Origin of the sequence: Streptomyces sp. NBC_00647 (assembly GCF_045207245.1) — a bacterium.
In the GTDB taxonomy this organism is placed as follows: Bacteria; Actinomycetota; Actinomycetes; order Streptomycetales; family Streptomycetaceae; genus Streptomyces.
The window spans coordinates 9,017,439-9,041,240 of sequence record NZ_CP109040.1; the positions used below are offsets into that span (position 1 = coordinate 9,017,439).

Here is a 23,802-nt window from a genome sequence, read left to right on the forward strand (position 1 = left end):
TTGTCGAGAGGGATGACGAATCGATCCTCGCCGAAATGGAGGGCGAGGAGCCGGGCGGGGTCGAGTTCGTAGCCGTCGACGGTCTTGCCTATGTAGCGGTGCAGCAGGTCCATTGATCCGGGCTGGGGAAAGCGCCATTCGCTGCCGCCCAGCACGCCGAAGGGGTCGCTAATGGCGCGCAGGACCTCTCCGTTGGAACCGCCGTCGGCCCAGACCTTGGTCACGCTGGGATGCGCCGCGGCGAGGTCGTCGAGCAGGAGCTTGCCGCCGGTCGTGTCGTGCACGTTCGCGGCGGTGACGAGGACGGCCAGCATCAGACCGAGCGTGTCCGTGATCAGGTGCCGCTTGCGTCCATTGATCTTCTTGCCGGCGTCGATGCCCTGGCTGGTCTCGGCGACGTTCGCCGAGGTCCCTCGAAGGTGGCCTGCCGCGCCGGTGCGGCTTCACCGACGTACGGCGCCCACGCGATCCGTCCAGCCACTCTCGGAGGGCCGGGCTGCGGCAGCAGGGTACGGGAATGGGGCGAGCGGGTGCTGGAATCAGGTCGTGGTCAGCCGTGCTGGTCGAGAGCGCGGGTCAGGTCCCGGGTGGCTGCCCGGGCGGGCGTCGAGTTCGGCTTGGCGTTCCTCCAGGGAACGGGCCGGTTCGACGGTGTGCTGCGTTCGGGATTGATGGCGAATCCGTGGTCGCTACGCCCGGTTCGACAGGCGATTCCGCAGGCGTGGTCGGAGCGTTTCAGTTGGCGGGATGCGCAACCTGCGGCGCGTCCGCCGGCGGCGCGCGGGTCATAGGCGGATGACGACCAAGGCGACGTCGTCGCGGGCGCCGCTGCTGACGCCGAGGTCCTCGAGCAGGGCATCGGCAAGGCCTTCGGGCTCGTGTTCTGCATGGCGGGTGAGCGCGTCGGTGAGGCGTTGCAGGCTGGCGTCGATGTCCTCGCCGCGGCGTTCGATGAGGCCGTCGGTGTAGAGCACGAAGGTGTCGCCGCGGGTGTAGGGCAGATCGGCGTGGGGGTGGGGGACGTGTTCGGGGCGGGCTCCCAGCGGCGGGTCGGTGGCCCGGTCGAGAAGGTCGAAGGTGCCGTCTGGGTGGAGCAGGACGGGAGGCGGGTGGCCGGCGCTGCTGTACATGATGCGGTGAGCGCGGGTGTCGACGACGGCTTGGACCACGGTGGCGGCCAGCGCACCCTCCACGTCGCGTGCGTACAGGCCCAGGACGTCCAGGGCCCTCGCGGGCCGTTCGACGGCCCGGACGACGGCGGACAGCGCGCTGCGGAGCATGCCCATGACGGCGGCGGCCTCCAGTCCGTGGCCGACGACGTCGCCGACCGCGACGGCGAATCTGTCCTCGGGCAGGTCGACCACGTCGTACCAGTCGCCGCACACGTTCAGTGACCCGGCGGCGGGCAGGTAGCGCACCGCGGTGTCCTGGTGCCGGGCCAGATGAGGCGAGTGGAGCATGGCCTCCTGCAAGGTGAGAGCGACCTGGCGTTCCCGGGCGTGCGCTTGGCGCAGTTCCTCGTTCAGGCGCTTGAGCTCAAGCGCCCGCGCGTACAGTTCGACCTCCCTCGCTTCCACGTCGCTGAGCGCCCCGCCTTCTCGCAGGCGGGGGTGGGAGCGGATGAACGAGGTCACGTCCTCTCCCCGGTGGAGGATCCACTCCACCTGCCCGTCCGGCCCGAGCACCGGGGTGTTGATCGCGGACCACCACCGCTCCTCGAACACGCCGGGCCGGTCGGCCACCGGAATGTCGTACTTCATCGGCGCCATCGTGTCCGGCTCCTTCGAGCGCAGGACCCGGTCCAGGGAGGCGTGCAGATTCCGCACCCCGTCAGCATCGGGGTCCGCCGGATTGTTGGGGAAGGCATCGAAAAGGTACCGCCCGAGCAGTTCCTCCCGGGTACGGCCGGTCACCTGGCAGGCCGCCTCATTGATGTCGGTGAGCACCAGATCCGGGCCCAGCACCATGCAGGGGCTAGGGGTGACTGTGAACAGCGCGTGGTAGTCGATCGCCGGCCTTGCCACACGGTGCGGCGGTGCATCCTTATCAGGGCTGCTCTCGTGCCTCACCCTTACGTTCTACCGTTCGTCGGCGTTCTCGGCACCTGGGCCCGTCGTTTGCCCTCGGCCAGTAAGCACCTTCCACGTGCCCGCCTGACGAACCTCGCGGGACCGCAACGGCGTCGGCGCAACCGCGCCGAACGATTGCCCGCCAATTTTGCCGATCAGCTCGCCGACTCCGGCGATCACGGCCGGTCGCGTGATCGCTCGGCTGGGCTCACCACCTACGGAACATCCGCCCCTAATAGAGGGTGTTGCACAAGGTCCTTCTCGGGCAGGTCGGAGTAGTGCTTGACCTGGTGTTTCACTCGGTGAGGGCGAGGTTGTGCATGGTGGCGACGGCGTGGTGGAGGGGTGCGGGCCGGCGGATAAGTCGAGGATCTCCAGCGCGGTGTCGGGCTGGCAGTGACCGCAGGCGCGTACGCCTGAGGCGAGGAGCCGGCGTGCTTCGTCGCGCGGGACGGGACGCCGTCGTTTGCCCGCGGCGTAGCAGCCGCCGACGTGCACTTCGATGGGCGGGCGGCCGTTGCCGATGCCGAGTTCGACGACCCAGTCCGGTTCCGCGGGCCGGTTTCGGCGGCCCTGTTCTTGTTCGGCTTCCCTCTCCTGGAGGGCGGCGATCTTGGTGTCGATGCGCTGCAGCCACATGGCGTGCCACACCCGCAGGGTGAGCAGTCGCGCCAGGTCAGGCGGCAGGTCATCGAACATGTATCCGATTCTAGATCCAGAGGTCACTGGGTTCGCCACCTCGCGTGTTCGAATTCTAGTTCGATAATGTGGGGCGGAGGAGGTGGGTGCTGTGGAGACAGGGACCGAAGCACGGCGGGTGGCGAGTGTGGTGCACGTGCGCTGCCCGGACCGGCTGCCGGAAGACCTGTACCGGCAGGTCCTCGAGCAGATGGCGGAGCTGTCGCCGGTCGTCCAGGCACTGCCCCCGACGGCAGCCCTGGCGGAGCTCCGGGGCGCGCTGCGCTACCACGGCGTGGACGCCGGCCGGCTGGGGGAGGTGCTGCGCGTGCGGACCATTTCGAGGCTGGGCGTCGACGTCCGCGTCGGGATCGGCCCGTCCATCACCGTCGCCGCCACCGCCTCCGGCCAGATCACCAACCCCGGCGGCGTCCTCGCCATCACCCCCGACCAGGTCGCGGACTGGCTGGGACCCCTTCCGGTCGAGGCCCTGCACGGCATCGGCCCCCGCCAGGCCCAGGCCCTGCACGACTACGGCGTCCACCGCATCGGCCTGCTCGCCGTGATCCCGCCCGCCACCGTCCAGCGCCTCCTGGGCGGCCGCGCAGGGCGCCAGGCCGCCGACCGGGCCCGCGGCATCGACCCCCGCCCCGTCGTCCCGCGCAACCTGCCCGTCACCGCGAGCGTGAGCCGCACCTTCCCCCGGCACACCCTGGACGGCGCCGCCGTCCGTGCCGCCCTCCTCGACACGGTCGTCACCCTCGCCCTCCAGCTGCGCCGCCGCGGTCAGGCGGCCCGCGGTCTGACTCTGACCCTGCGCTTCGCCGGAGGCACCAGCTGGGAAAAGACCCGACGCCTTCCGGAAGCCTCCGCACACGACGACGACCTGCGCACGATGGCGTACCGGCTGATCGACGCGGCAGGACTCCAGCGCGGCCGGATCACCGCCATCACCCTGAAAGGCGAAGACCTTGTCTCCGCCGACCAGGTCGCCGAACAGATCAGCCTCGACCGGACACGCGAGGCCCGCCTTGTCGCCGAAGAAGTCAGCGACCGCATCCGCGCCAAGTTCGGACCAGACGCGATCCTCCCCGCCGCCACCCTGCTGCGCGTCTCCTGACCCGCCCGAACAGATCACGGAATCGGGACCGGTGCTGCTCCAACCGCCCGGATCCCCGGGCCTGATGCTCCACACGCTGCCGCACAGGCCGTTTCGACCGCTGGGCGCTGCAAGCCCAAGTAGCGCGGCGGATCAGCTCGATGGTGTGGAGCGCGTTGCGCATTTCGCGATGCCCACGGCAAACCCCCCTGCCCAGGGGGCCGTTGAACTGGCCCGGCGGTACCCGCTAACCGGCCCCGCACTTGACCTACGCCCATCGTGCCGTGCGGCTGGCCCTCCGGGGCGGCCACAGTGGCGCGGTCAAGGCTCTCGTCGGCTCCGGCCATCGGCGTCATACGGTGGGCCGGCGGCGTGAGCGGAGACCATCCTCGCGTCCGGCGGTTACCGCCTCGGGCTATCAAGTGCGAGTGGTCATCCGAAAGCGGATGCCCAGGCTGAAGATGTCAGGCGCACCGGGTGTTCTGCGCGCGTTCGGCGGTTCTCGTTGGCTTGAGTGCGCGTTGTCCGGTTCCGGGGCTTCACGGTCGGTGGCGCGGTCCGCTGGGACGCGTGAGCGGGCGTCAGCCGTACCCGAGTGATCTGCCGGATGAGGCATGGGAGTTGATTCGGCCGGTTATCACGGCCTGGAAGGCGAGGCGTCGAGGCGTCCCTCGGTCAGCGGGCACGCGGGCCAGTACGAGATGCGGGAGATCGTCAACGCGATCCTGTACCAGGCGCGTACCGGCTGCCAGTGTCGCTATCTGCCGCATGACCTGCCCGCCGAAGAGCGCGGTGTACTACTACTTCGCGAAGCGGCGCGACGACGGCACCGCCGAGGCCGTCCACGACCTGCTGCGCTGGCAGGCCCGCGAAATGCGCAGGCGGCACGAGGATCCGACCGCGGTCGTCCTGGACTCGCAGACGGTACGGGCGTCGGTGAACGCGCCGAAGGACACGACCGGGCTGGATCCGGGCAAGAAGAGCCCGGGACGCAAGCGGGGCATCGCCACCGACGTCCTCGGCCTGATCATCGCCGTGGTCGTGACCGCCGCGAGCGTGCACGACAACGCGATCGGCATCGCCCTGCTGGACAAGGTCGCTGCCAGCGCACCGACGGTGACCAAGAGCTGGGTGGATGCCGGATTCAAGCAGGCCGTGGTTGAGCACGGCGCGCGTCTCGGCATCGACATGGAGATCGTCCAACGCGATCCCGGGGCAAGAGGGTTCACCCCGGAACCGAAACGGTGGGTGGTGGAGCAGACGTTCGGCACCCTCCTGCTGCACCGCAGGCTCGCGCGGGACTACGAGACCCGGCCGACCAGCTCGGTGGCGATGATCCAGTGGTCCATGACCGACGTCATGCTCCGCCGCCTGACCCGCACCGCCACCCCGACCTGGCGCGATGCGCCCCAGGCGAGCGGGAGCGGGCGGTGAGTGAGCTCCTGGACAAGATCGAGGCCCGGCATCGGCTGGTGCGCGAGACCGCCGAACGGCTGCGTGAGCAGATCACCGAACTCACCGAACAACTCGCCTCCGCCGAGCGAATCTTGGAACGGCTGGAGACCACCCGCGAGACCGTGCTGGAACTGGCCACCGAGGACGGCGGCCCACTGCCCGAGCCGCTGCCGCCCGGCTACCGCGACATCCTGGCCCTCTTCGAGCAGAGCGGGGACGGGCTGCGCGCCAGGGATGTCTGTCGCACCCTGGATACCGGCACCGAGCCGCGGCACACCGAAGGCATGCGCGCCAAGCTGAAACGCCTGGTCAACCGCGGCATCCTCACCGAACCCGAACCGGGGCTGTTCACCATGCCCCGGACGGCGTCACACGCGTGTGGCTGAGCGCTCAGGTTGGCCCGTCTGGCCAACCTGAGCGCCGAACCCGGAAGCCTGCTGACTACAGGGCCGCCTCGCGGAAGCGGGCCAGGAGGGTCTGGGCCGACGGGGCGGCCGCGTCGAAGAACTGCGTGGCCAGCGTGGGTGGCACAGCCGTTCCATGCATCCGGACCTCATGGCAGCTGAAGCAGAATGCCGCCTCGAACAACGCCAGGTCGAGGGTGTCCTCGTATGCCCGGATGCTCCAGCCCGGCGAGAAGCCGCAACGGTGCTGTTCGCTGCCGGGCAGGGTCTCGATCAAGGTCAAGGCGTCGGCGGCCTCGCTCCCGGCCCAGTGGGTGACCACCTCGCCAGGGAATGGGGCGCCCCGCTTGGTCGGGAGGGCGGAGATCCTGATGACTTCGATCAGCGCGGTGGCTGCAACGGCTTGTGCGGGGAGCTGCATGGACGCAGTCTGCTCTCCAGGCCGACGGGTGCCTACGGCGTGTCATCAGAGGCAACCTGCCGTTCGAAAGCGTGGGATGCCGAGATCCAGCAAGCTGACTCCTCCGCTCAGTCACACCGCTCCAGCCACCGACTCCAGCTGAGAGCCGACGAAAGCTCGCAGAACGCCCTCTGAGAGCATCCCAACATGGGGATCGATCTACAGCTGCATGCTGACCGCCCGCATTGGCCCAGCCGACGCTCGAAGCGCAAGCCGACTCTGATCCGGCAGTCCTACCAGCACGGCGAAGCGCTGGCCCAGCTGATTGCCAAGCTCCCTGCCAACACCTCGGGCAAACTCTGGACCGTCGACCCTTACAACGACACGGTCTTCAATGAGCAAGTAGCCGAGGCTGCCCTTCGCGAGATCCCAGATCTCCTGGACCGCTGCGCCGACGACGCCCAAGTCGAAGCAGTCCAGGACCTCACGGCTTACCTGAAGGACTGCGCCACGACTCCGGGCAGTTACCTGATCTTCATCGGAGACTAGTCAGATCGCCGAAGGTTAAGGAACAAGCAGCCAGGCCTGTGACTGGCGTGCTGACGTTGATGGTGTGGGTGGTGAACCGGGACCGGTCGACGAGGGTCGACCAGATCGCCGAACAGATCAGCCTCCTATGCACGCGAAGGCCGCCTCGTCGCCGAAGAAGTTCAGCGACGACGCGATCCGCCCCGCCACCACTCTGCTGCACCGCCGAATCTCGCGCGCACAGCGGAGGCGACGGCGGCGCCACCTGGGAGTCGCTGCCGATGCGTGACCTGCTGGCGGACGCCGAGCGCGCACTGGCCGCGGCGGCAGGGGATTCCGACCCGCAGGCCAGCCGGACCGCCACCGTGCTGCGCGACGCGCTGGCGCCGAGGCCGCCGACTGGCTCGATGCCCGCCCGCGGACTTCGTGGCTGGCAGACAAGTAACTGTCGACCTGCCGTTTCCCGTCGCGCCCGGACGCTCTCGAAGCGATGTTGCCGAGCTGCTTCCTTCTTTTGGACGTCATCTCATTTGGCGAGTCTGCGATAGCGGATGAGGGTGCAGGCGAGGCTGGTGAAGGCCAGGAAGTGCTCGGCTTTGCGCTCGTAGCGGCGGTGTAGGTGGCGGCAGCCGGCGAGCTGTCAGGACATGGTGCGTTCGATGGTCCAACGGTGGCGGCCCAGCCGCTGAGAGGACTCGATGCCCTTGCGGGCGATGTGCGGGGTGAAGTTCCGGGACCGGAGCCATCGGGGCAGGCGGTCGTAGTCGTAGCCCTTGTCGGCGTGGAGCTTGGCGGGCCGTCGTCTGCGGGGCCTGCGGCGGGAGCGGATGGGTGGGATGCCCCGCACCAGGGGCTCCAGGCCCCGGCTGTCATGGGTGTTGGCGGCGGAGATGCCGATGGAGAGCGGCAGACCGGTCCGCTCGGTGGACGGCCGAGCTCGGCGTTGTCGGCGATGTGGTGCAGCGCGCAGAACCGTTCGAGGCTGCCGCGCAGGTGTGGGGGTGCGCGCGTGCGCGGGATCTCTCAGGTCCTCGGCGTCGGCGACGTGCGTGCCATCATCGGCCGCGGCGTCCCTCGGGCGGTGAAGCCTGCTGCCTGGATGGCCTCACAGGTGGCCGTATCCGATCGGTGCGCGGTCGAGATGGCCGACCCCCTTCCCGAGGCATATTCGCCCAGGGTGCCCTGCTCCCGGCCTTGCGCGGGTCATGCCGGGCCCCATATAACCGTCCCTGCAGGCATCGGTGGGGATGGCCGGAAATGGCAGTTGCCGCCGACCAGGGGGGATCCTCAGCTCCGCCGGGATCAGACAGCAGCGTACGCAGACCCACGGAGACCCGAGGATATGACCGACAACGCCTTTCGCGATGCCATGACCCGCCTTGCCGTCGACCCGGCCTTCAGGGCCGAACTCGACGGTGACACCGATGAGGTGGCCCGAAGACTCGGCCTGACACCCGCGCAGGTCGGCGAACTCCGTGCCCTGCGCGTCGAGTCCGGCACCGCCGGGGGACCGGCCGCACTCGACCCGCGGCTGTCCAAGTCGTCCCTGTTCTTCGGGAGCACGGCACACGCACTGGCGCACCATGACGTCCCGGATGTCCCGGCCGACCACGTGTCCGGTGAGCACGCCTCCGTCGACCACGCGCCCGACCTGTCTTTTCCCGCTGACGGACATGCTGGCGGACATGAGGACGCCGGCGGCTTCGACGTCTCCGCCACCGGCACCCAGAGCCTGCTCGGCGGGGGACTGGTCCAGGAGTCGCCGGTCGATGTGAGCAGCGGACTCGGTGAGTTCGGTGACTTCGGGGGGTTCGGGAACGAGGACGGGCCGGACCTCGGCGGGCTCGGGGGGCATGTCGGTGGGGGTGCCGAAGGCGGGTTCGGCGACGGCGGTGCCGATGGCGGTCTGGGCGGGTTCGGTGATGGCGGCTTCGGCAACGGCGGCGGTCTGGGCGGGTTCGGTGATGGCGGTTTCGGTAACGGCGGTGGCGGCGGCGGTCTGGGCGGGTTCGGTGACGGCGGCTTTGGTGCCGGCGGTGGTGATGGCGGTCTGGGCGGTTTCGGTGACGGCGGCGGGTTCGGCGGGTTGGGTGACAGCGGTGCCGGCGGGGGGTTCGGCGACGGCGGCTTCGGTGCGGGCGGTGCCGACGGCGGTCCGGGCGGTTTCGGTGACGGCGGCGCCGGGTCCGGGTTCGGTGAGGGCGGTGCCGGATCCGGTGGCGACTTCGGGGGGCACGGCGGTGGCTTCGGTGGCGAAGGCGGCGGCGACGCCGGTCACTTCGGCCACGGCGGCATCTACGACCGTGGCGAGGACGGTGGCGGGGACAGCGGTGGCGGCGAGGGTGGCGGCGGAGACAGCGGCGGAGGAGACAGCGGCGGTGGCGGCGGTGGCGGCGACCAGGAGAACACCGGACGTCGGCCCGGTGGCGGTGGCGGTGGCGGCGGTGGTGAGGGCGGCGGCGGAACCGGTGACGGTGGCTCCGGTCAAGGCGGCTCCTCCGGCGGCCAGGGCGGGGGCCAAGGCGGTTCCGGCGGCGGTGAGGGCGGCGGTGGCGGCGGGGGCGGCGAAGAGGGCGGCGGGCACGGTCACGACGGCGGCTCCGGTGGCGGCGGTGGCGAAGGCGGCAGCGGCGGTGGTGACCAGGAGAACACCGGCCGACGCCCTGGAGGCGGCGGTGAACCCGGTGGCGGCGACGGCGGCAGCGGCGGTGGCGGCGACCAGGAGAACACCGGACGCCGGCCCGGCGGCGGTGGAGAACCCGGCGGTGGCGACGACGGCGGCGGTGGCCGCGCGGGCATCAGCGACGGCGCCGAGAGCGTGCGCGGCGGTGTGAGCACCCACGGCCTCGGCGGCATCGCCACCCACCTCTCGCCCTCCGCACCCGGCATCGACACCGACGGTGGCTTCTCCGACGGAACGTTTCTCAGCGGCTCCGGCGCGGGCTGAGCCGACGCATGCTCTGCCACTCCTGCCGCGTCCACGTTCGGCGCGACTTCCCGTACTGCCTGTACTGCGGCACGCTCCGCCGCGGCGCGGCACCGACGTCGTATGCCGCGCCGCACCTGCGTGGCGTCGACGACCCCACCCTGCTCGTCCCGCTCACCGGCCCGGTCACCACGCTGGGCCGGGGCGCGGACAGCGACGTCGTCCTGCCCGACAGCAGCGTGTCGCGCCGCCACGCCCGGATCGTCCGCACGGAGTCGGGCTTCCGGATCGAGGACCTGGACTCGTTCAACGGCACGGCCGTCGCAGGCGTCGACCTGCACGGCGGCGCCGCCCACCTCGCCGACGGCACCGAGCTGTCCATCGGCGACGTACGCCTGGTCTTCGAACAGCCCCGCGGCGCCCATATCGGCCAGCGCACCCAGGTCGTCGGCACCCAGCTCACCCAACTCCCCACCGCAGTGCAGGAGGCGGCACCGGAGGCGAACGGCCCGCTCACCGCACGTCCCCGCCGCCGCTCCGGCTGGGCGCTCAAGCAGGTGCCCACCGACCGCGGCGAACCCCGCTGGGTGCTGAACAACACCCGCACCGGCGTGTATCTGGAGCTGGACGAGCGCGAAGTCTTCCTCTGGCACGCCGTCGACGGCGAGAACACCGTTCGGGACCTGCTGTTCGCGTATGCCGACCGCTTCGGCGAGCTCGCCCTGCCGCGCATCGAGGCGGCGCTCGCCGCGTTCGCGAACGCGGGGCTGCTGCGCGGCCTGCCCGGCCGCACAGAGGACACGGGACGGAAGGGCTGGCGCCGCGCGGGACGGGCCGTGTACCGGGCACTGCTGAAGCTGGAGATCTCGGTCCCCGGCCTCGACCGGGTCGTGACTCGCCTCTACCACGCCTTCGGCTGGCGCTTCTTCACCCGGACCGGCGTGACCCTGGTCTGGCTGTCGGTGATCGGCGGCCTCGCCGCGTTCTTCGCCGCGCAGGGCCGGCAGCACCTGCTGGACTTCGGCGGGGCGGGTGCCTGGGGCCCGGTGCTCCTCGCCGCCGGATACGTGTCCGCCCTGGTCGTCCACGAGCTGACGCACGCGCTGGCCGTGAAGTCGTACGGCCGCAAGGTCAGGCGCGGCGGGTTCCTGCTCATGATGGGAATGCCGTTCGCGTTCGTGGACACCAGCGACATGTGGTTCGGCACCCGCTGGTCACGCGTCGTCGTCGCGCTGTCCGGGCCGCTGTCGACGGCGGCGCTGGCCGGCTGGTGCGCGGCCGGCGCGGTCGCCCTGCCCGCCGGACCGGCCTCGGCCGTCCTCTTCCACCTGGCCTTCGGCCTTTACCTGAACACGCTTTACAACTTCAACCCCCTGATGCCGCTGGACGGTTACCAGGCCCTGACCGACGCGCTGCGCGTGCCGCGGCTGCGCGAGGAGGCGAGCGCGTACTTCCGCAAGGGGCTCTGGCAGGACCTGCGCGCCGGCCGCCGGCCCGGCCCACGGCAGGCGGGCATGGCCGCGTACGGCCTCGCGGTCGTCGTCGGCACGTACGGCTTCCTCGTCCTCGCCCTGCTGGCCTGGCGCTCCCGGATCGGCGACCTGCTGGACGGGTGGCTGTCCCCGCTGTGGACCACGGTGATCGAGGCGGTCGTGGTCGCCCTGGTGGCTTTCCCCGTGTGGTCCGCGCCGGTGCGGTGGCTGACGCGCCGTGTGCGCCGCCGCCGTGACGCGAAGGGTGCGGCGCCGGCGCCGGCAGTGGGCGCGGTCGTGGAGGGGGCGGCATGACACAGGGTCCGAGAAGTGCCGAGGGCGGCGACTGGGCCGTTCCCGGCTACGAACCCGTACGGATTCTCGGCGAGGGCGCCGGGGGACGGGTCGTACTGGCCCGCCACACCACCACCGGCGTGCCCGTCGCGATCAAGTATCTGAGCGGGCGTCTGCGCGGCGACCGGGAGTTCCTCACCCGTTTCCGCGCGGAGGCCCGGCTGCTGGGCGGCCTGCGGCACCCGTGCGTGGTGCGGCTGTACGAGTACGTCGAGGCGCGCGGCGGTGCCGCCATCGTGATGGAGGCGGTGGACGGCGTCAGCCTCCGCCAACTGCTGCGCCGGCACGGGGCGACCGGCCCCGAGGCCGCCCTGGTCCTGCTCAAGGGCTCGCTGCTGGGCCTCGGCGCGGCCCACGCTGCCGGGGTGGTCCATCGCGACTACAAGCCGGAGAACGTGCTGGTCCGCGCCGACGGCACGAGCGCGCTCGCCGACTTCGGTATCGCCGTACGCACCGGACGTGAGACCGAGGCCGCCGGCACGCCCGCCTACATGGCGCCCGAGCAGTGGCAGGGCGAACCGGCGGGACCGGCGGGCGACGTGTACGCCGCGGCGGCCGTGTTCCACGAGTGCCTGACCGGGCGCCGCCCGTTCACCGGCGACGACGTGACCGCGCTGCGCCTGCAGCACCTGCGGGCCCCCGTCCCCCTGGACGACGTACCCGACCCGGTGCGCGGGCTGCTGCGCAGGGGACTGGCCAAGGACCCGGCGGACCGGCCGGGCATCGAGGCGTTCCTCGCCGAGCTGGAACGGTCAGCCACCGAGGGGTACGGCGCCGACTGGGAGGAGCGCGGACGCCGCAGGCTCGCCGAACTCACCGCGCTGTTGGCCCTGTTGTTCCCGTTCACCGCGACGGCGACGCTCGACGCGCCGGCAAGCGCCCTGACCCTGCTGGGGCGGGTGAAGCGCAGCGGATGGAAGGCCGCCGCCGGAGCGGCGGCACTGGCGGTCGTGGCGGGCGGGATGACGTCCGTAGCGGCCCGTCCGCACGACACGGCTACGACGGTGGCCAGTTCGGTGCCCTCGGGGACCAACTCGCCTACGCCACCCGCCTCTTCGACGTCCGATGCGCCGACTGCCGTCCCGACCACGGCCGACGTCACGCCCTCGGCCACCCCGGAGAGACCATCGGCCTCACCCACGACGTCCGTGAGTACGGCCCCGCCGACGGAGCCGCCCACGCCGACGACCGTGCCCCCGGCCTCGCCCACGCCCGGCACGGTCACGATCACCATCGGTTCCTGGCGGCGGGGGCAGACCCCGGGCACGCTGATCGCCGACGTCACCGTCGACACCACCGGGACCGGGCCCCTGACCCTCACGGCGGACTACTACGTCGACACGCCCACCGATCCCTATGGAAACCGGACCAAGGAGCTGTCCGGCGGCACGCACTACGCCGTGACCTTCGCGGCGGACTTCTCCAACCACCCGTGCCGGGGCACCTGGATGGTCACGCTCAGCAGCACTCCGTCCGCCGCGAACGGACCGCAGACAGCCTCCCTGGACGCTCCGCCGTGCTGAGCGACGACGAGCGACGGCGAGAACGGATCGACATGACGACAACCACCACGGTCGCCGGCCGCCCCCTGTCGGGCTGGACGCGGGACGCACGCCACGGCACCTGGCACGCGCTGCTCCCGGGCCGTTCCAGCGGGTCCGAGCTCGGCGCGCTGCGCATCGACCGTGCCCTGCTCGCGCCGGAGGGCACGCGCGAGCGGCTCGCGGCGGCCGTGCTCGCCGTCGCGAAGCTCCGGCTGCCCGGGGTGCTCGGCACGGTCGACCTCGTAGCGGAGGCCGGGGAGGTGTGGCTGATCACCGCCCTGCCACCGGCTCCCACCCTCACGGACCTGCTGGCCCGCCGGGGTACGGGCCCCGACGCGGGCAGCGCGGCGAGTGTCCTGAACGAGACCGCGCAGAGCCTGCTCGCCCTGCACGCGGCCGGTCTCGCCCACGGAGCGCTGGACGCGGACACCGTCGTCCTCGCCCCGGACGGCGTCGCCCTCCTCGCAGAGGCCGCGCTGGGCACGGTGCTGGGCGACGCGCCGGACTCCGCGCGCCGTGAGGCCGACATCGCGGCCTGGGCCGGGCTGTCCCGCACCCTCGGCGAGGCCTGGGCGGCCACCGGCACCCCCGCGGCCGCCCTGTTCGCGCACTGTTCCGCCACCGCCGGTTCCGAGGGGCTCGCGGCGGCCCGAGCGGCACTGGTCGCCGGGCGCGCGGCGCTCCCGGCAGGCTTCCTGCGGCGTACGGAGCTCCGCGCGGCGGTGGCCGCGGCGACCCCGGAGATCACCACGCCACCAACGGCGAACGAGACGGGCGCGGACGCCCAGCGCGTGCGCCCCCAGGCGGGGGGATGCGAAGCCCCCCGTTCCGAAGCCGCCGGTTGCGACATCGCTGGTTTTGAAGCCGCAGATTCCGAAGCCGCAGATTCCGAAGCCGCAATGCCCGAGGGCGTGGCCGCCGTGGACATGGGTGCCGTGGACGCGGGTTCCGAGGGTGCGGGTGCCGTGGACATGGGGTCCGAAGGCACGGGCCCCGGGGACGTGGTCCTGGAAGTGGACCGGCCCAGGCACGCCGTGCCGGACGAGCAGCTGACCATGCCCAGCCGCACCTGTTCCGCCCCGCACCAGCCCCGCTCCTTCCCGCACCCGTCCCACCCCAGCGCCTCGGACGACCGGGCCACCGCCTCGGACGACCAGGCCACCGTCCTCGGCAAGCGCAACCGCACCCCCGCCGGACCCCCGACAGCGACACCCGCCGAGGCAACGACGCCACCCCCGCCCGGCGAGGACGACGACGAGATCATCCTGCGCTTCGGCCCCGGCGTCCCCGTCGAGGCCCAGGACGTCCTCCGCGCCCAGTGGCGCACCGCACCCGTACCACCTGACACCCGCCCCCACCGGCGACGACGGCGGGCCTGGATCGCCACGAGCGCCTTCCTGGCCGCCGCGGCCGTCCTCCTCTGGCTGCTGCTGCGCCCGGCCCCGGCCCCGACGGTCACCGGCGTCGAAGTCCGGGCGCCCGCCGGGCGGTTGCACTGCGGACAGACCGCCGATCTGGTCGGCGTCGTGACCACCGACGGCCGTGGCGGCCCGGTGACGTACCACTGGCTGCGCAGCGACGGCCACGACTCCGGCGAGCTGGTCCACATGGCCCGCCGGGGCGACCGCAGGGTCACCGTGCACCTCCGCTGGACGGTCCGCGGCCCCGGCAGTTTCCGGGGAACCGCCCGCCTGCGGATCGCGCACCAGCGCAAGCCGTCCGAGGCGGAAGGGACCTTCAGCTACGCCTGCTCCTGACGGACCCGTCCACCAGCGCCACAGCCGGACCGGTGGCGAGCAGCATCGCGAGCGCCGCGAAGCCGTACGCCAGTGCCGCCGCCGCGACCGCACCGACCAGCAACGGACCGCCCGCGTCGTCGAGTTCGCGCCCCATCTCGGCTTGGGTGTATCCGCCGGGTGGTGGCTGCGTGCGGTCGTTCGGAGCAACGTGAGCGGCTGCTTCCTGCGCGGTTGGTCGTGTACTTCGTCCTGGGGCCGGCGCTGTTCTCGCCTGCCCCCGAAGAGGCCCGTCGCGGCCCTGCAACGTGGCCGGTATGCAGGCGTGTTCGCGAGGCAGGTCCCCTCGTCTGTCCTCGCCCAGGCGCTGGAAGCACTGATGCCGGCCCTCGCCGAGGAGAACACGGGGGACGCCTGGACGGGATCCCACGGGTGAGGCGGCTGCGACCGTGTTCCTCGTCGCCGCCGGCGTACCAGCACAGTCCGCTGCGCTCCAGGTCTGAGCCGTTTCGCTTGAGTCAGAGGAGCGTTGACGGTCCGTCGAGGCCGGGCAGCGGGCGCCGGGTGACCTCGTGCGCATCGTCCGCGGGAAGGCCGAGCATGCGCAGGACCATCTCGGCCAGATCGGAGGCCGCCTCGTCGCCATCGAGGTCGGGACAGGCCAGCCTCAGCGCCACCAGGGACAGCAGAGTCCCGCCCAGAGCGGTCAGGGCCGTGGTCGGGTCGGTGCCGGTGAAGCGGCCCGAGTTGATGCCCCGCTCCAGATCGCGGCGCGCTCGTGGGGACAGGCCGCTCTCGGAGTGGATGTGGGCCAGGCCGCGATCGCGCAGGATCCGCATGAGTTCGGGGTGGGAGTCGGCCATCCGGGCGGTGAGCCGGAAACCCGCCGCGACGAGCTCGGCGGGATCCTCGATCCCCGCTACCCGCGCGTCGATGACCTGGCCGAACTCCTCCAGCGCGTCCGCTACGGCAGCGTCGAACAGTTCCGTCTTGGACTCGAAGTGGTTGTAGAAGGAGCCGAAACCGACGTCCGCGCGTTCGGCGATGGCCTGGATGCTGGCGCTGGTGTCACCGGTCTCCGCGAGGATCTGCCGGGCCGCACGGACGAACGCCTGACGGGTCTCGGCGCGGCGTCGTTCGAAGCGGTTCCTGGGCGGGGCTGACGACGTCGACATGGGGCGAGTGTAACAACCGTCACGATGAGTCCGCCATTACTGATGAAAGCATCAATATTTTCAGCCTGGGCTATTGACGATGGTTCCCCCAGAGTTGATGATTTCCTCATTACAGCAGTGTTGCTTGGAGGTCACCATGTCCCGCACCCCCGTTGACCAGGCCGCTCCCCAGACGCCCCACCAAGACCTCCACAGTGAGCAGGGCCCCTTGCGCGGTGAGCATCCGGGACGGTCCCGGAATCCCGTGATCAAGGCGGCCGACCTGGCCTGGCTGGAGTTCGAGAAGCCCGACCTGAACCGGGCCGAGGTCTTCGCCCGTGACTTCGGCTTCGCGATCGCAGCCCGCACCGAGGACGAGCTGTGGCTGCGCGGCACCTTCGCCGGCTCGCCCTGCATGGTGATCCGCCGTGGGCGTGTGTCGCGCTTCATCGGGCCGGCGTTCCGCGCGGCCGAGCGGGCCGACCTGGACCGGTTGGCCCGCGCCACCGGCAGTACCGTCCGGGACATCGGCGTACCCGGAGGCGGGCAGTCGGTCGCCCTGCTCGATCCCTCGGGCCTGCCGGTCCGGGTCGTGCACTGCGCCGAGCACCTGCCCGCGCTGCCCGAGCAGGAGACGCTGCTGCTCAACTTCGGTACCGGTCACCGTCGTACGAACGTCACCCGGCGTCCGCCCCGTGAGCCGTCCCGTATCCAGCGGCTGGGCCATGTGGTCCTGGAGACCCGGGTGTTCTCCCGCGCCTTGGACTGGTACCTGGACACGCTGGGCCTGATCGTGTCCGACTTCCTGTTCCTGGACGGGCAGCGCGATCGCGGTCCGACGATGGCGTTCATCCGCTGCGACCAGGGGAGCGTGGCCGTCGATCACCACACGCTGGCCCTGCATCTGGGGCCCGGGACCGGCTACGTCCACTCGGCTTACCAGGTCACCGACCTCGACGCGATCGGGGCCGGCGGGGAGTACTTGGCCGAGCGCGGTTACCAGCGCAGCTGGGGCATCGGCCGGCACATCCAGGGCAGCCAGCTGTTCGACTACTGGCGCGACCCCGATCACTTCATGCTGGAGCACTTCGCCGACGGTGACCTGTTCTCCTGCGACCTGGAGCCGGGCTGGGCGCCGATGTCGGGGAGCGGCCTGGCCCAGTGGGGCCCGCCGGTCACCCGTGACTTCCTGGGCGCGAGCCCGTCCCCCGCCAAGCTGCGTGAGGTCCTGGCGGCCCTGCGCGGCGACAACGAACTGGACCCCGCACGCCTGCTGGGCCTGATGAAAGCGATGAGCTCATGAGTACCAACGTTCTGCGCACCGCTGGGGGCACCTCCCGCTCGAGCGGAGCCGAGAGTGGGGGAGGCTGGTGGGTCGTCCTGGACGAGCGCGCCGTCCGCATCGAGACCAAGGCGGTCACCACCGCCGAACTGCTGGCCGACCGCGACGCGGTCCGCGAGGCCGCCGCCTCCGCCGAGAGCGGCACGCCCGTCGCCGACCTGGTGTTGCTGCCTCCGGTCACCACCCCGTGCAGGGTGGTCGCCCAGATGGTCAATTACCGTAGCCACGCCAAGGATTCGGGCTTCACCGGCGACATCCCGGCCACCTTCTTCCGTAAGGCGTCCGGCTCGGTCAGCGGACCGCACGAAAAGATCGTGCGCCCCGAGCACGTGAAGTTCCTCGACTACGAGGTGGAACTCGGCCTCGTCATGGGCGCGACCCTGCCGGTGGGTACCGTCGTCGAGGAGCAGGACCTGCCGCGCTACGTCGCCGGGCTCGTCCTGACCAACGACGTCAGCGCCCGCGACGTCCAGCTGACCAAGACCCAGTTCTACGAGAGCAAGTCCTACCCGACCTTCACGCCGACGGGGCCGTACCTGGCCCTGCTGGAGCCCGAGGACTTCGCCCACCTGCTGAACCTGCGGCTGCGGCTGTCGGTCAACGGTGTCTCGCGCCAGGACCGCACGCTGGCCGACATGATCGTCCGGCCCGCAGAGGCGCTCACCCTGCTCGCCCGCTTCCAGACCCTCGACCCGGGCGACCTGCTGCTGACCGGCACTCCCGGCGGCACGGCCCTGAAGGCCCCGCCCAAGCCGGTCGAGAAGATCGCCGCTCTGCTGCCGCCCGCACTGAAGTGGAAGGCCTTCTTCAAGGGCCAGGCCAAGAACCCTCGCTACCTGCGCAACGGTGACCTCATCACCGCCACGATCGCCACCCCCGACGGGCAGATCGACCTCGGCGAGCAGCACACCCCCGTCACGGACGCACCGTGAAGGCCTCATCCCGCAGGCCGGTGGTCATCATCGGTGGGGGACCCGTCGGGGTCACCGCCGCCCTCCTGCTCGCCCGGCAGGGAGTGCCCAGCCTGATCCTCGAACGCCATCGGGACATCTACCCCCTGCCGCGCGCCGTCGTAGTGGACGACGAGATCCGCCGGATCCTGCAGAGCATCGGCGTCCAGGAGGAATTCGCCGCCCTCGCCCGCCCGTCGCCCGGGCTGCGGCTGCTGGACGCCCGGCACCGCGTGATCACCGAGTTCCCGCGGTCCCTGGACGGACTCCACGGCTTCCCGCAGCTGAGCATGTTCCACCAGCCCGAGCTGGAACGCCTGCTGCGTGACGCCTTGGCGCGCCGCCCGGAGTGCGAGCTGTGGAGCGGGGCGGAGGTCGTGTCCGTCGCACGGGACACCGACGGACCGGACGACTCGCCGGGTCCCGTCCGGGTCGCCTTCCGGCGCGACGGCAGCGACGAGGAGGAGCACCTGTGGGCCGATGCCGTCCTCGGCTGCGACGGTGCGGGCAGTCTCACCCGTGACGCCATCGGCACCGAGTGGGAGGACCTGCACTTCCAGGAGAGCTGGCGCGTCATCGACGTACGCACCAGCCGTTCGGTGCGTACCTGGGACGGCGCCGAGCAGATCTGCTGCCCGACCCGGCCGGCCACCTTCATGCGCATCAGTGAGGACCGCTACCGCTGGGAGTTCCGGCTGGCCGACGACCAGAAGCTGGACGGTCCGGACGGATGGGATCGCCTGCGCGTGCTGGTAGCCCCCTGGGTGGACCTGCCGGCCGAGCAGTGCGACGACTTCGAGGTGATCCGGCAGGCGCAGTACACCTTCCAGGCCCGTCTCGCCGACCGGTGGCGCAAGGGGCGTCTCTTCCTGCTGGGCGACGCCGCCCACCTCACTCCGCCCTTCGTCGGGCAGGGTCTGTGCTCCGGCCTGCGCGACGCCAACAACCTCACCTGGAAACTCGCCCGCGTCCTCCAACAGGGCGCACCCGACGTGCTGTTGGACACCTACGAACGCGAGCGCAAGCCACACGCCCGCCATGCGATCCGTGTGGCGGTCGCCGTCGGCTGGGCCATGACCGGCGGGCAGGACCGCGCTGCGGCGTTCCGCCGGGCCGCGGTGGGCGCGGTCTGTCGCATCCCCGGCGTGACCGAGGCGGTGAGCCGTGACCTCAGCCCCGCCCTGCCCGCCGGCCCACTCGTACGGCGCCGCCCCAGGCTGACCGGCCGCACGCTGGCCGGCACCTTCTGCCCACAGCCCTGGGTACGGCACGACGGCAGGCACGTGCGCCTCGACGACGTCCTCGGGGACTCCTTCGCCGTCCTGACCGCTGTGCCGCCCACGGCGCACATGACGGCCGTGGCCACGGCACTGGGCGCCCCGACGATCCACGTCGACCAACTGGGCGACGACGGCACCTTGGCCCGCTGGCTGGCACGCGGCCGTGCCGACGCCGTCCTGCTGCGCCCCGACCGCGTCGTGACGGACACCGTCCCGGCCGGCACCGGCGACTTCACGGACACCGTCGCCTGGGCCCCCCTGCTGCACACGGCCCGTCGTACCGCCGGCGCCCTGCCCGCCCCCTGACGAGGAGCACCTCACCATGACCAGCCCGCACCTTGTGCCGTACACGGAACCCTTCTTCACTCCCGACCCGAAGTCGGCCGCCCTTAGCCGCATAGCGGACTTCGCCCGATGGGCGGCCCGGCACGGGGGCGCTGAAGAGATCCAGGACCCCACGGACTACCGAGCCCTGTACCAGTGGTCCGTCACCGACCTCGAAGGCTTCTGGGCCGCGGTATGGGAGTACTTCGACATCGACGCGACGACCGGGTACGAGCGGGTGCTGGCCGAGGAGAGCATGCCAGCCGCCCGCTGGTTCCCCGGCGCCACCCTCAACTACGCCCACCACGCGCTGCGCAATCTGCAGCCGGACGCTCCCGCCGTCACCGCGCTGGACGAGACAGGAGCCAGCTACGAGATCACGGGCCGGGAACTGCGCTCCCGGGTCGCCTCCGTCGCAGCCACCCTGCGCGACCTGGGCGTCGAACAGGGCGACCGGGTGGTGGGTTACCTGCCCAACACCCCCCACGCCGTCATCGCCTTCCTCGCTGCCGCCAGTCTGGGCGCGGTGTGGTCGGTGTGCGGCCAGGACTACTCACCCAAGGCCGCCGGCGACCGTTTCGCCCAGCTCGAACCCACGGTGCTCATCACCGCCGACGGCTATCTCTTCAACGGCACCACTCACGACCGCCGCGCCGCCTCGCTCGAACTCGCCACCGCCCTGCCGACGCTGAAGGCCACGGTGCGCGTGGAGTACGTCGGCCTTGCCTGGCCCGAGGGCGGGCACCCGGGGCTGGCCGTGCCCTGGGAGGAGGCGGCCACTCGCTCTGAGGACCTCTCCCTTGCCCCGGTGCCGTTCGACCACCCTCTGTGGGTGGTGTTCTCCTCCGGCACCACCGGCCTGCCCAAAGGCATCGTCCACGGCCACGGCGGCGTCCTGCTCGAACACCTCAAGATGCTCGGCCTGCACACCGATCTAGGCACCGGGGACCGCCTGCTGTGGTACACCACCACCCACTGGATGATGTGGAACCTGCTCGTCTCTACCCTGCTGACCGGTGCCACCACCTGCACCTACGACGGCAGCCCGGCACCGCAGGCACGTCCGGACGTCCTGTGGGAGCTGGCGGCCCGTCACAAGGTCACCGTCTTCGGCACCAGTCCTCAGTACCTGCTGGCCATGGCCAAACTGGGCATCGAACCCTCCGTGCACGACCTGTCCGCCATCCGCGTCGTCGGCTGCACCGGCTCCGCCCTGCCCGCCACCGCCTACCCCTGGGTCCGCGACCATGTGGGCGCAGGTATCCAACTGGCCTCCACCAGCGGCGGCACGGACATCGTCTCCGGCTTCGCCGGCAGCGCCACCACGACTCCCGTCTGGGCGGGGGAGCTGTCCGCCCCCTGCCTGGGCGTGGCGCTGGCCGCCTACAACGACCAGGGAACGCCGGTCCTCGACCGCGTCGGCGAACTGGTCGTCACCCGCCCCATGCCGTCCATGCCGCTGTACTTCTGGAGCGACCCCGACGGCAGCCGCTACCGCGACGCCTACTTCGGCGCCTACCCCGGTGTATGGCGGCACGGCGACTGGATCACCCTCACCTCGCGCGGCTCGGTGATCGTCCACGGCCGCTCCGACGCCACCCTCAACCGCAACGGCGTGCGCCTGGGCAGTGCCGACATCCACGACGTCGTCGAACGCCTCCCCGAGATCACCGAGGCCCTCGTCATCGGCGCGGAGGAACCCGAAGGCGGCTACTGGATGCCCCTCTTCGTCGTCCTCGCCGACGGGATCGGCCTGGACGACGCACTGCGCGAGAAGATCCGCGACGCGATCCGCGCCGGCGCCTCACCCCGCCACGTCCCCGACGAGATCCTCGCCGTGCCGGCCCTCCTGCACACGAAGACGGGCAAGAAACTCGAGGTTCCCGTCAAGCGCCTGCTCCAGGGTGCCCCCGCCGAGCAGGTCCTGAACCCCTCGGCGGTCGACGACCCCGATCTGATCGCCTACTTCTCCCACTTGGGCGCGGAGCGGAACAAGCGGTCAGCAGACCACACATGACGACGCCGAGGGGGGCCACAGGGTCCACGTGACAGTCCGGCCCTTGTGCCCCGGGCGGCTCCACAAACCCCGTCCCCACCGCGTGGTGCCGGGGCGGTCAACCCGCCTCGGCACACCACCAATCCGCCCAACCGAAGTAAGAGAGAGATCATGAGCACGACTGACCGCGAACCGCAGCAGACCCTCGATGTCCCCTTGAGGCTGTTGACCAGGCTGGCGAGTGCGACCTTGGGCGGGTAGTGCACGAGCAGGTGGACGTGATCCGTTTCGCCGTTGAACTCCTTCAGCTCCGCGTCGAAGTCCTCGCACACCTTGCGCATGACCTCTTCGCAGCGCGTCAGCACCTCGTCGTTCATGACTCCACGCCGATACTTGGTGACGAACACCACGTGTGCATGCAGGTTGAAGATGAGTGGTCGACCCCTGCGGATATCGGGGTTTGTTTCCCATCGTGGCGACATGGGCCAGCGGTATGGTGATCGTTGTGCAGCTTCGGTACAGCTTCCGCCTGTACCCGACGGCTGGTCAGCGTGTGGCGTTGGCGAGGGCGTTCGGGTGTGCGCGGGTCGTTTTCAACGACGCGTTGCGCGTCCGCGAGGACGCCCGCAGGGCGGGGCTGGCGTTCGTCACCTCGGCGGAGCTGTCCAGGAACCTGACGGTCTCGAAGAAGACGCCGGAGCGGGCCTGGCTCGGCGAGGTCTCGGCGGTGATCCTCCAGCAGTCCCTGAGGGACCTGGACACCGCCTACCGGAACTTCTTCGACGGCCTCAAGGGCAAACGCCCCAGGACGGGTGCGCCACGCTTCAAGTCGAAGCGGGACAACCGGCAGTCGGTCCGCTTCACCGCGAACGCGGCCTGGCGGATCACGCCCGGCAGGAAGCTGCGCTTACCGAAGATCGGCGACGTGCCCGTGCGCTGGTCCCGGACGCTGCCGTCCACCCCGTCCACCGTGACCGTCGTCAAGGACGCGGCCGGCCGGTACTTCGCGAGCTTCGTCGTCGAGACGGACGCCTCGGAGGTACTGCCGCAGACGACGCCCGAGATCGGGATCGACCTCGGCCTCGGGCACTTCGCGGTCCTCTCCGACGGCCGGAAGGTCGACAGCCCGCGCTTCCTGCGCCGAGCCGAGAAGCGCCTGAAGAAGGCACAGCGGGAGCTGTCCCGCAAGGAGAAAGGCAGCGAGAACCGGGACAAGGCCAGGGTCCGCGTCGCACGGGCACACGCCCGCGTTGCGGACGCGCGCCGCGAGTTCCACCACCAGCTCTCCACCAGGCTGATCCGCGAGAACCAAGCGATCGCCGTGGAGGACCTGGCGGTCAAGGGACTCGCCCGCACCCGCCTGGCCAAGTCCGTCCACGACGCCGGCTGGTCGGCGTTCGTGACCATGCTGGAGTACAAGGCCACCCGGTACGGGCGCACCTTTGTGAGGATCGGCCGGTTCGAGCCGACCTCCCAGGTGTGCTCACACTGCGGCGTCAAGGACGGCCCCAAGCCCCTCAACGTCCGCATGTGGACATGTGGGGCGTGCGGGGCGGTCCTGGACCGGGACATCAACGCGGCGGTCAACGTCGCCAAGGCCGCCGGACTGGCGGTGCCGGCCTGTGGAGCGCAGGTAAGACGGGCACCCGTGCCCGCACAGCGCAACGAAACAGGAACCCACCAAGAGCTCCCACCGCGTCGCCGCGGCGGGAGCAGATTGGAATCCCCGGCCTTTAGGCCGAGGAGGATGTCAAAACTCGGCACTGCAAACCGGGGTCTTCCTACTCGCGGTGCGCGCAGCGGGGCTCGCGGCCGGTCCCATGGCGGGCTTCGACCGGGCCGGTGTGGACGAGGAGTTCTTCGCCGGTACCGGCTGGCGTTCGCATCTCGTGGTCAACATCGGCCACCCCGGTGCCGACCCGTGGTTCCCGCGGCTGCCTCGCGTGCCCGTGGAGGACGCCGTCGCTTGGGCCTGAGGGCCGCTGCCGCCGCCTGATCGCGAGGAATCGGATCCGAAGTCCGACGGGTGTCAGGCCGCCGACCGGGCCCGCGGCATCGACCCCCGCCCCGTCGTCCCCCGGCACCCTGCCC

General features: G+C 71.2%; 16 protein-coding genes and 5 pseudogenes. 12 read left to right on the forward strand and 9 right to left on the reverse strand.

The annotated features are described in order from the left end of the window. Window positions 1-197: 197 nt before the first annotated feature. The 3 genes and pseudogenes from OG788_RS39590 to OG788_RS39600 form a co-directional block, all read right to left on the reverse strand. Window positions 198-410 (reverse strand): annotated as a pseudogene (locus OG788_RS39590) (transposase); the annotation flags it as partial. A gap of 375 nt (window positions 411-785) precedes the next feature. Continuing rightward, window positions 786-1,967, reverse strand: a complete 1,182-nt coding sequence (locus OG788_RS39595) for a PP2C family protein-serine/threonine phosphatase (protein WP_406376972.1) — start codon at window positions 1,965-1,967, stop codon at window positions 786-788. A gap of 111 nt (window positions 1,968-2,078) precedes the next feature. Next, window positions 2,079-2,768 (reverse strand): DUF6233 domain-containing protein, encoded by a 690-nt coding sequence (locus OG788_RS39600; protein ID WP_406375771.1) that lies wholly within the window; start codon window positions 2,766-2,768, stop codon window positions 2,079-2,081. A 91-nt stretch (window positions 2,769-2,859) separates the two neighbouring features. On the opposite strand from OG788_RS39600, the gene OG788_RS39605 reads away from it, so the two are divergent. The 3 genes and pseudogenes from OG788_RS39605 to OG788_RS39615 all read left to right on the forward strand — a co-directional run bounded on the left by OG788_RS39605 (window position 2,860) and on the right by OG788_RS39615 (window position 5,687). Beyond that, complete coding sequence (locus OG788_RS39605; protein WP_406375772.1) at window positions 2,860-3,867, forward strand: hypothetical protein; 1,008 nt, start codon at window positions 2,860-2,862, stop codon at window positions 3,865-3,867. 549 nt (window positions 3,868-4,416) lie between these two features. Next, window positions 4,417-5,280: pseudogene (locus tag OG788_RS39610) on the forward strand (IS5 family transposase). Next, window positions 5,277-5,687, forward strand: a complete 411-nt coding sequence (locus tag OG788_RS39615) for a hypothetical protein (protein ID WP_406375773.1) — start codon at window positions 5,277-5,279, stop codon at window positions 5,685-5,687. Before OG788_RS39610 ends, OG788_RS39615 begins: the two are co-directional and overlap by 4 nt. 55 nt (window positions 5,688-5,742) lie before the next feature. On the opposite strand, the gene OG788_RS39620 is transcribed toward OG788_RS39615, so the two are convergent. Then, on the reverse strand, window positions 5,743-6,126 hold the full coding sequence (locus tag OG788_RS39620) for a hypothetical protein (protein WP_406375774.1): 384 nt from the start codon (window positions 6,124-6,126) through the stop codon (window positions 5,743-5,745). Window positions 6,127-6,312: 186 nt separating this feature from the next. Here OG788_RS39620 and OG788_RS39625 point away from each other — a divergent pair, with 186 nt between their 5' ends. Then, window positions 6,313-6,654, forward strand: a complete 342-nt coding sequence (locus OG788_RS39625; protein ID WP_406375775.1) for a hypothetical protein — start codon at window positions 6,313-6,315, stop codon at window positions 6,652-6,654. A 505-nt stretch (window positions 6,655-7,159) separates the two neighbouring features. On the opposite strand, the pseudogene OG788_RS39630 reads toward OG788_RS39625, so the two are convergent. Together OG788_RS39630 and OG788_RS39635 are read right to left on the reverse strand one after the other, a co-directional pair. Then, window positions 7,160-7,555, reverse strand: a pseudogene (locus OG788_RS39630) (transposase); the annotation flags it as partial. Between the two features lie 183 nt (window positions 7,556-7,738). After that, the gene (locus OG788_RS39635; RefSeq protein WP_406375776.1) at window positions 7,739-9,475 is read right to left on the reverse strand and encodes a hypothetical protein; all 1,737 of its coding nucleotides are present in this window, start codon (window positions 9,473-9,475) and stop codon (window positions 7,739-7,741) included. A 113-nt stretch (window positions 9,476-9,588) separates the two neighbouring features. Between OG788_RS39635 and OG788_RS39640 the strand changes: the two genes are divergently transcribed. The 3 genes from OG788_RS39640 to OG788_RS39650 are packed head-to-tail and all read left to right on the forward strand — an operon-like array spanning window position 9,589 to window position 14,686. After that, window positions 9,589-11,346: an FHA domain-containing protein gene (locus OG788_RS39640; protein WP_406375777.1), complete on the forward strand. Its 1,758-nt coding sequence runs from the start codon at window positions 9,589-9,591 to the stop codon at window positions 11,344-11,346. Beyond that, the gene (locus OG788_RS39645) at window positions 11,343-12,908 is read left to right on the forward strand and encodes a serine/threonine-protein kinase (protein WP_406375778.1); all 1,566 of its coding nucleotides are present in this window, start codon (window positions 11,343-11,345) and stop codon (window positions 12,906-12,908) included. Before OG788_RS39640 ends, OG788_RS39645 begins: the two co-directional genes overlap by 4 nt. Window positions 12,909-12,940: 32 nt before the next feature. Next, window positions 12,941-14,686 (forward strand): hypothetical protein, encoded by a 1,746-nt coding sequence (locus tag OG788_RS39650; RefSeq protein ID WP_406375779.1) that lies wholly within the window; start codon window positions 12,941-12,943, stop codon window positions 14,684-14,686. On the opposite strand, the gene OG788_RS39655 is transcribed toward OG788_RS39650, so the two are convergent. Continuing rightward, window positions 14,667-14,822 carry a hypothetical protein gene (locus OG788_RS39655; RefSeq protein ID WP_406375780.1) on the reverse strand — a complete coding sequence of 52 codons (156 nt, stop codon included), beginning with the start codon at window positions 14,820-14,822 and terminating at the stop codon, window positions 14,667-14,669. The two genes, OG788_RS39650 and OG788_RS39655, sit on opposite strands and share 20 nt — an antisense overlap. Before the next feature lie 361 nt (window positions 14,823-15,183). Continuing rightward, a complete protein-coding gene (locus OG788_RS39660) occupies window positions 15,184-15,840 on the reverse strand; it encodes a TetR/AcrR family transcriptional regulator (RefSeq protein WP_406375781.1) in 657 nt (218 codons plus the stop codon). A 136-nt stretch (window positions 15,841-15,976) separates the two neighbouring features. Here OG788_RS39660 and OG788_RS39665 point away from each other — a divergent pair, with 136 nt between their 5' ends. From OG788_RS39665 to OG788_RS39680, 4 genes are read left to right on the forward strand one after another with little or no spacing between them, the layout of a single operon-like run. Beyond that, window positions 15,977-17,122: a VOC family protein gene (locus OG788_RS39665; RefSeq protein ID WP_406375782.1), complete on the forward strand. Its 1,146-nt coding sequence runs from the start codon at window positions 15,977-15,979 to the stop codon at window positions 17,120-17,122. Continuing rightward, entirely contained in the window at window positions 17,119-18,093 is a 975-nt protein-coding gene (locus tag OG788_RS39670; RefSeq protein WP_406375783.1) for a fumarylacetoacetate hydrolase family protein, read from the forward strand. Before OG788_RS39665 ends, OG788_RS39670 begins: the two co-directional genes overlap by 4 nt. Further along, window positions 18,090-19,697 carry a bifunctional 3-(3-hydroxy-phenyl)propionate/3-hydroxycinnamic acid hydroxylase gene (locus OG788_RS39675; RefSeq protein ID WP_406375784.1) on the forward strand — a complete coding sequence of 536 codons (1,608 nt, stop codon included), beginning with the start codon at window positions 18,090-18,092 and terminating at the stop codon, window positions 19,695-19,697. The genes OG788_RS39670 and OG788_RS39675 overlap by 4 nt, the downstream gene beginning before the upstream one ends. Window positions 19,698-19,713: 16 nt before the next feature. Further along, window positions 19,714-21,732: an acetoacetate--CoA ligase gene (locus OG788_RS39680; protein ID WP_406375785.1), complete on the forward strand. Its 2,019-nt coding sequence runs from the start codon at window positions 19,714-19,716 to the stop codon at window positions 21,730-21,732. A 185-nt stretch (window positions 21,733-21,917) separates the two neighbouring features. On the opposite strand, the pseudogene tnpA reads toward OG788_RS39680, so the two are convergent. Continuing rightward, window positions 21,918-22,193 (reverse strand): annotated as a pseudogene (tnpA, locus tag OG788_RS39685) (IS200/IS605 family transposase); the annotation flags it as partial. A 23-nt stretch (window positions 22,194-22,216) separates the two neighbouring features. Between tnpA and OG788_RS39690 the strand changes: the two are divergent. Beyond that, window positions 22,217-23,407: pseudogene (locus OG788_RS39690) on the forward strand (RNA-guided endonuclease InsQ/TnpB family protein); the annotation flags it as partial. Window positions 23,408-23,802 lie beyond the last annotated feature (395 nt).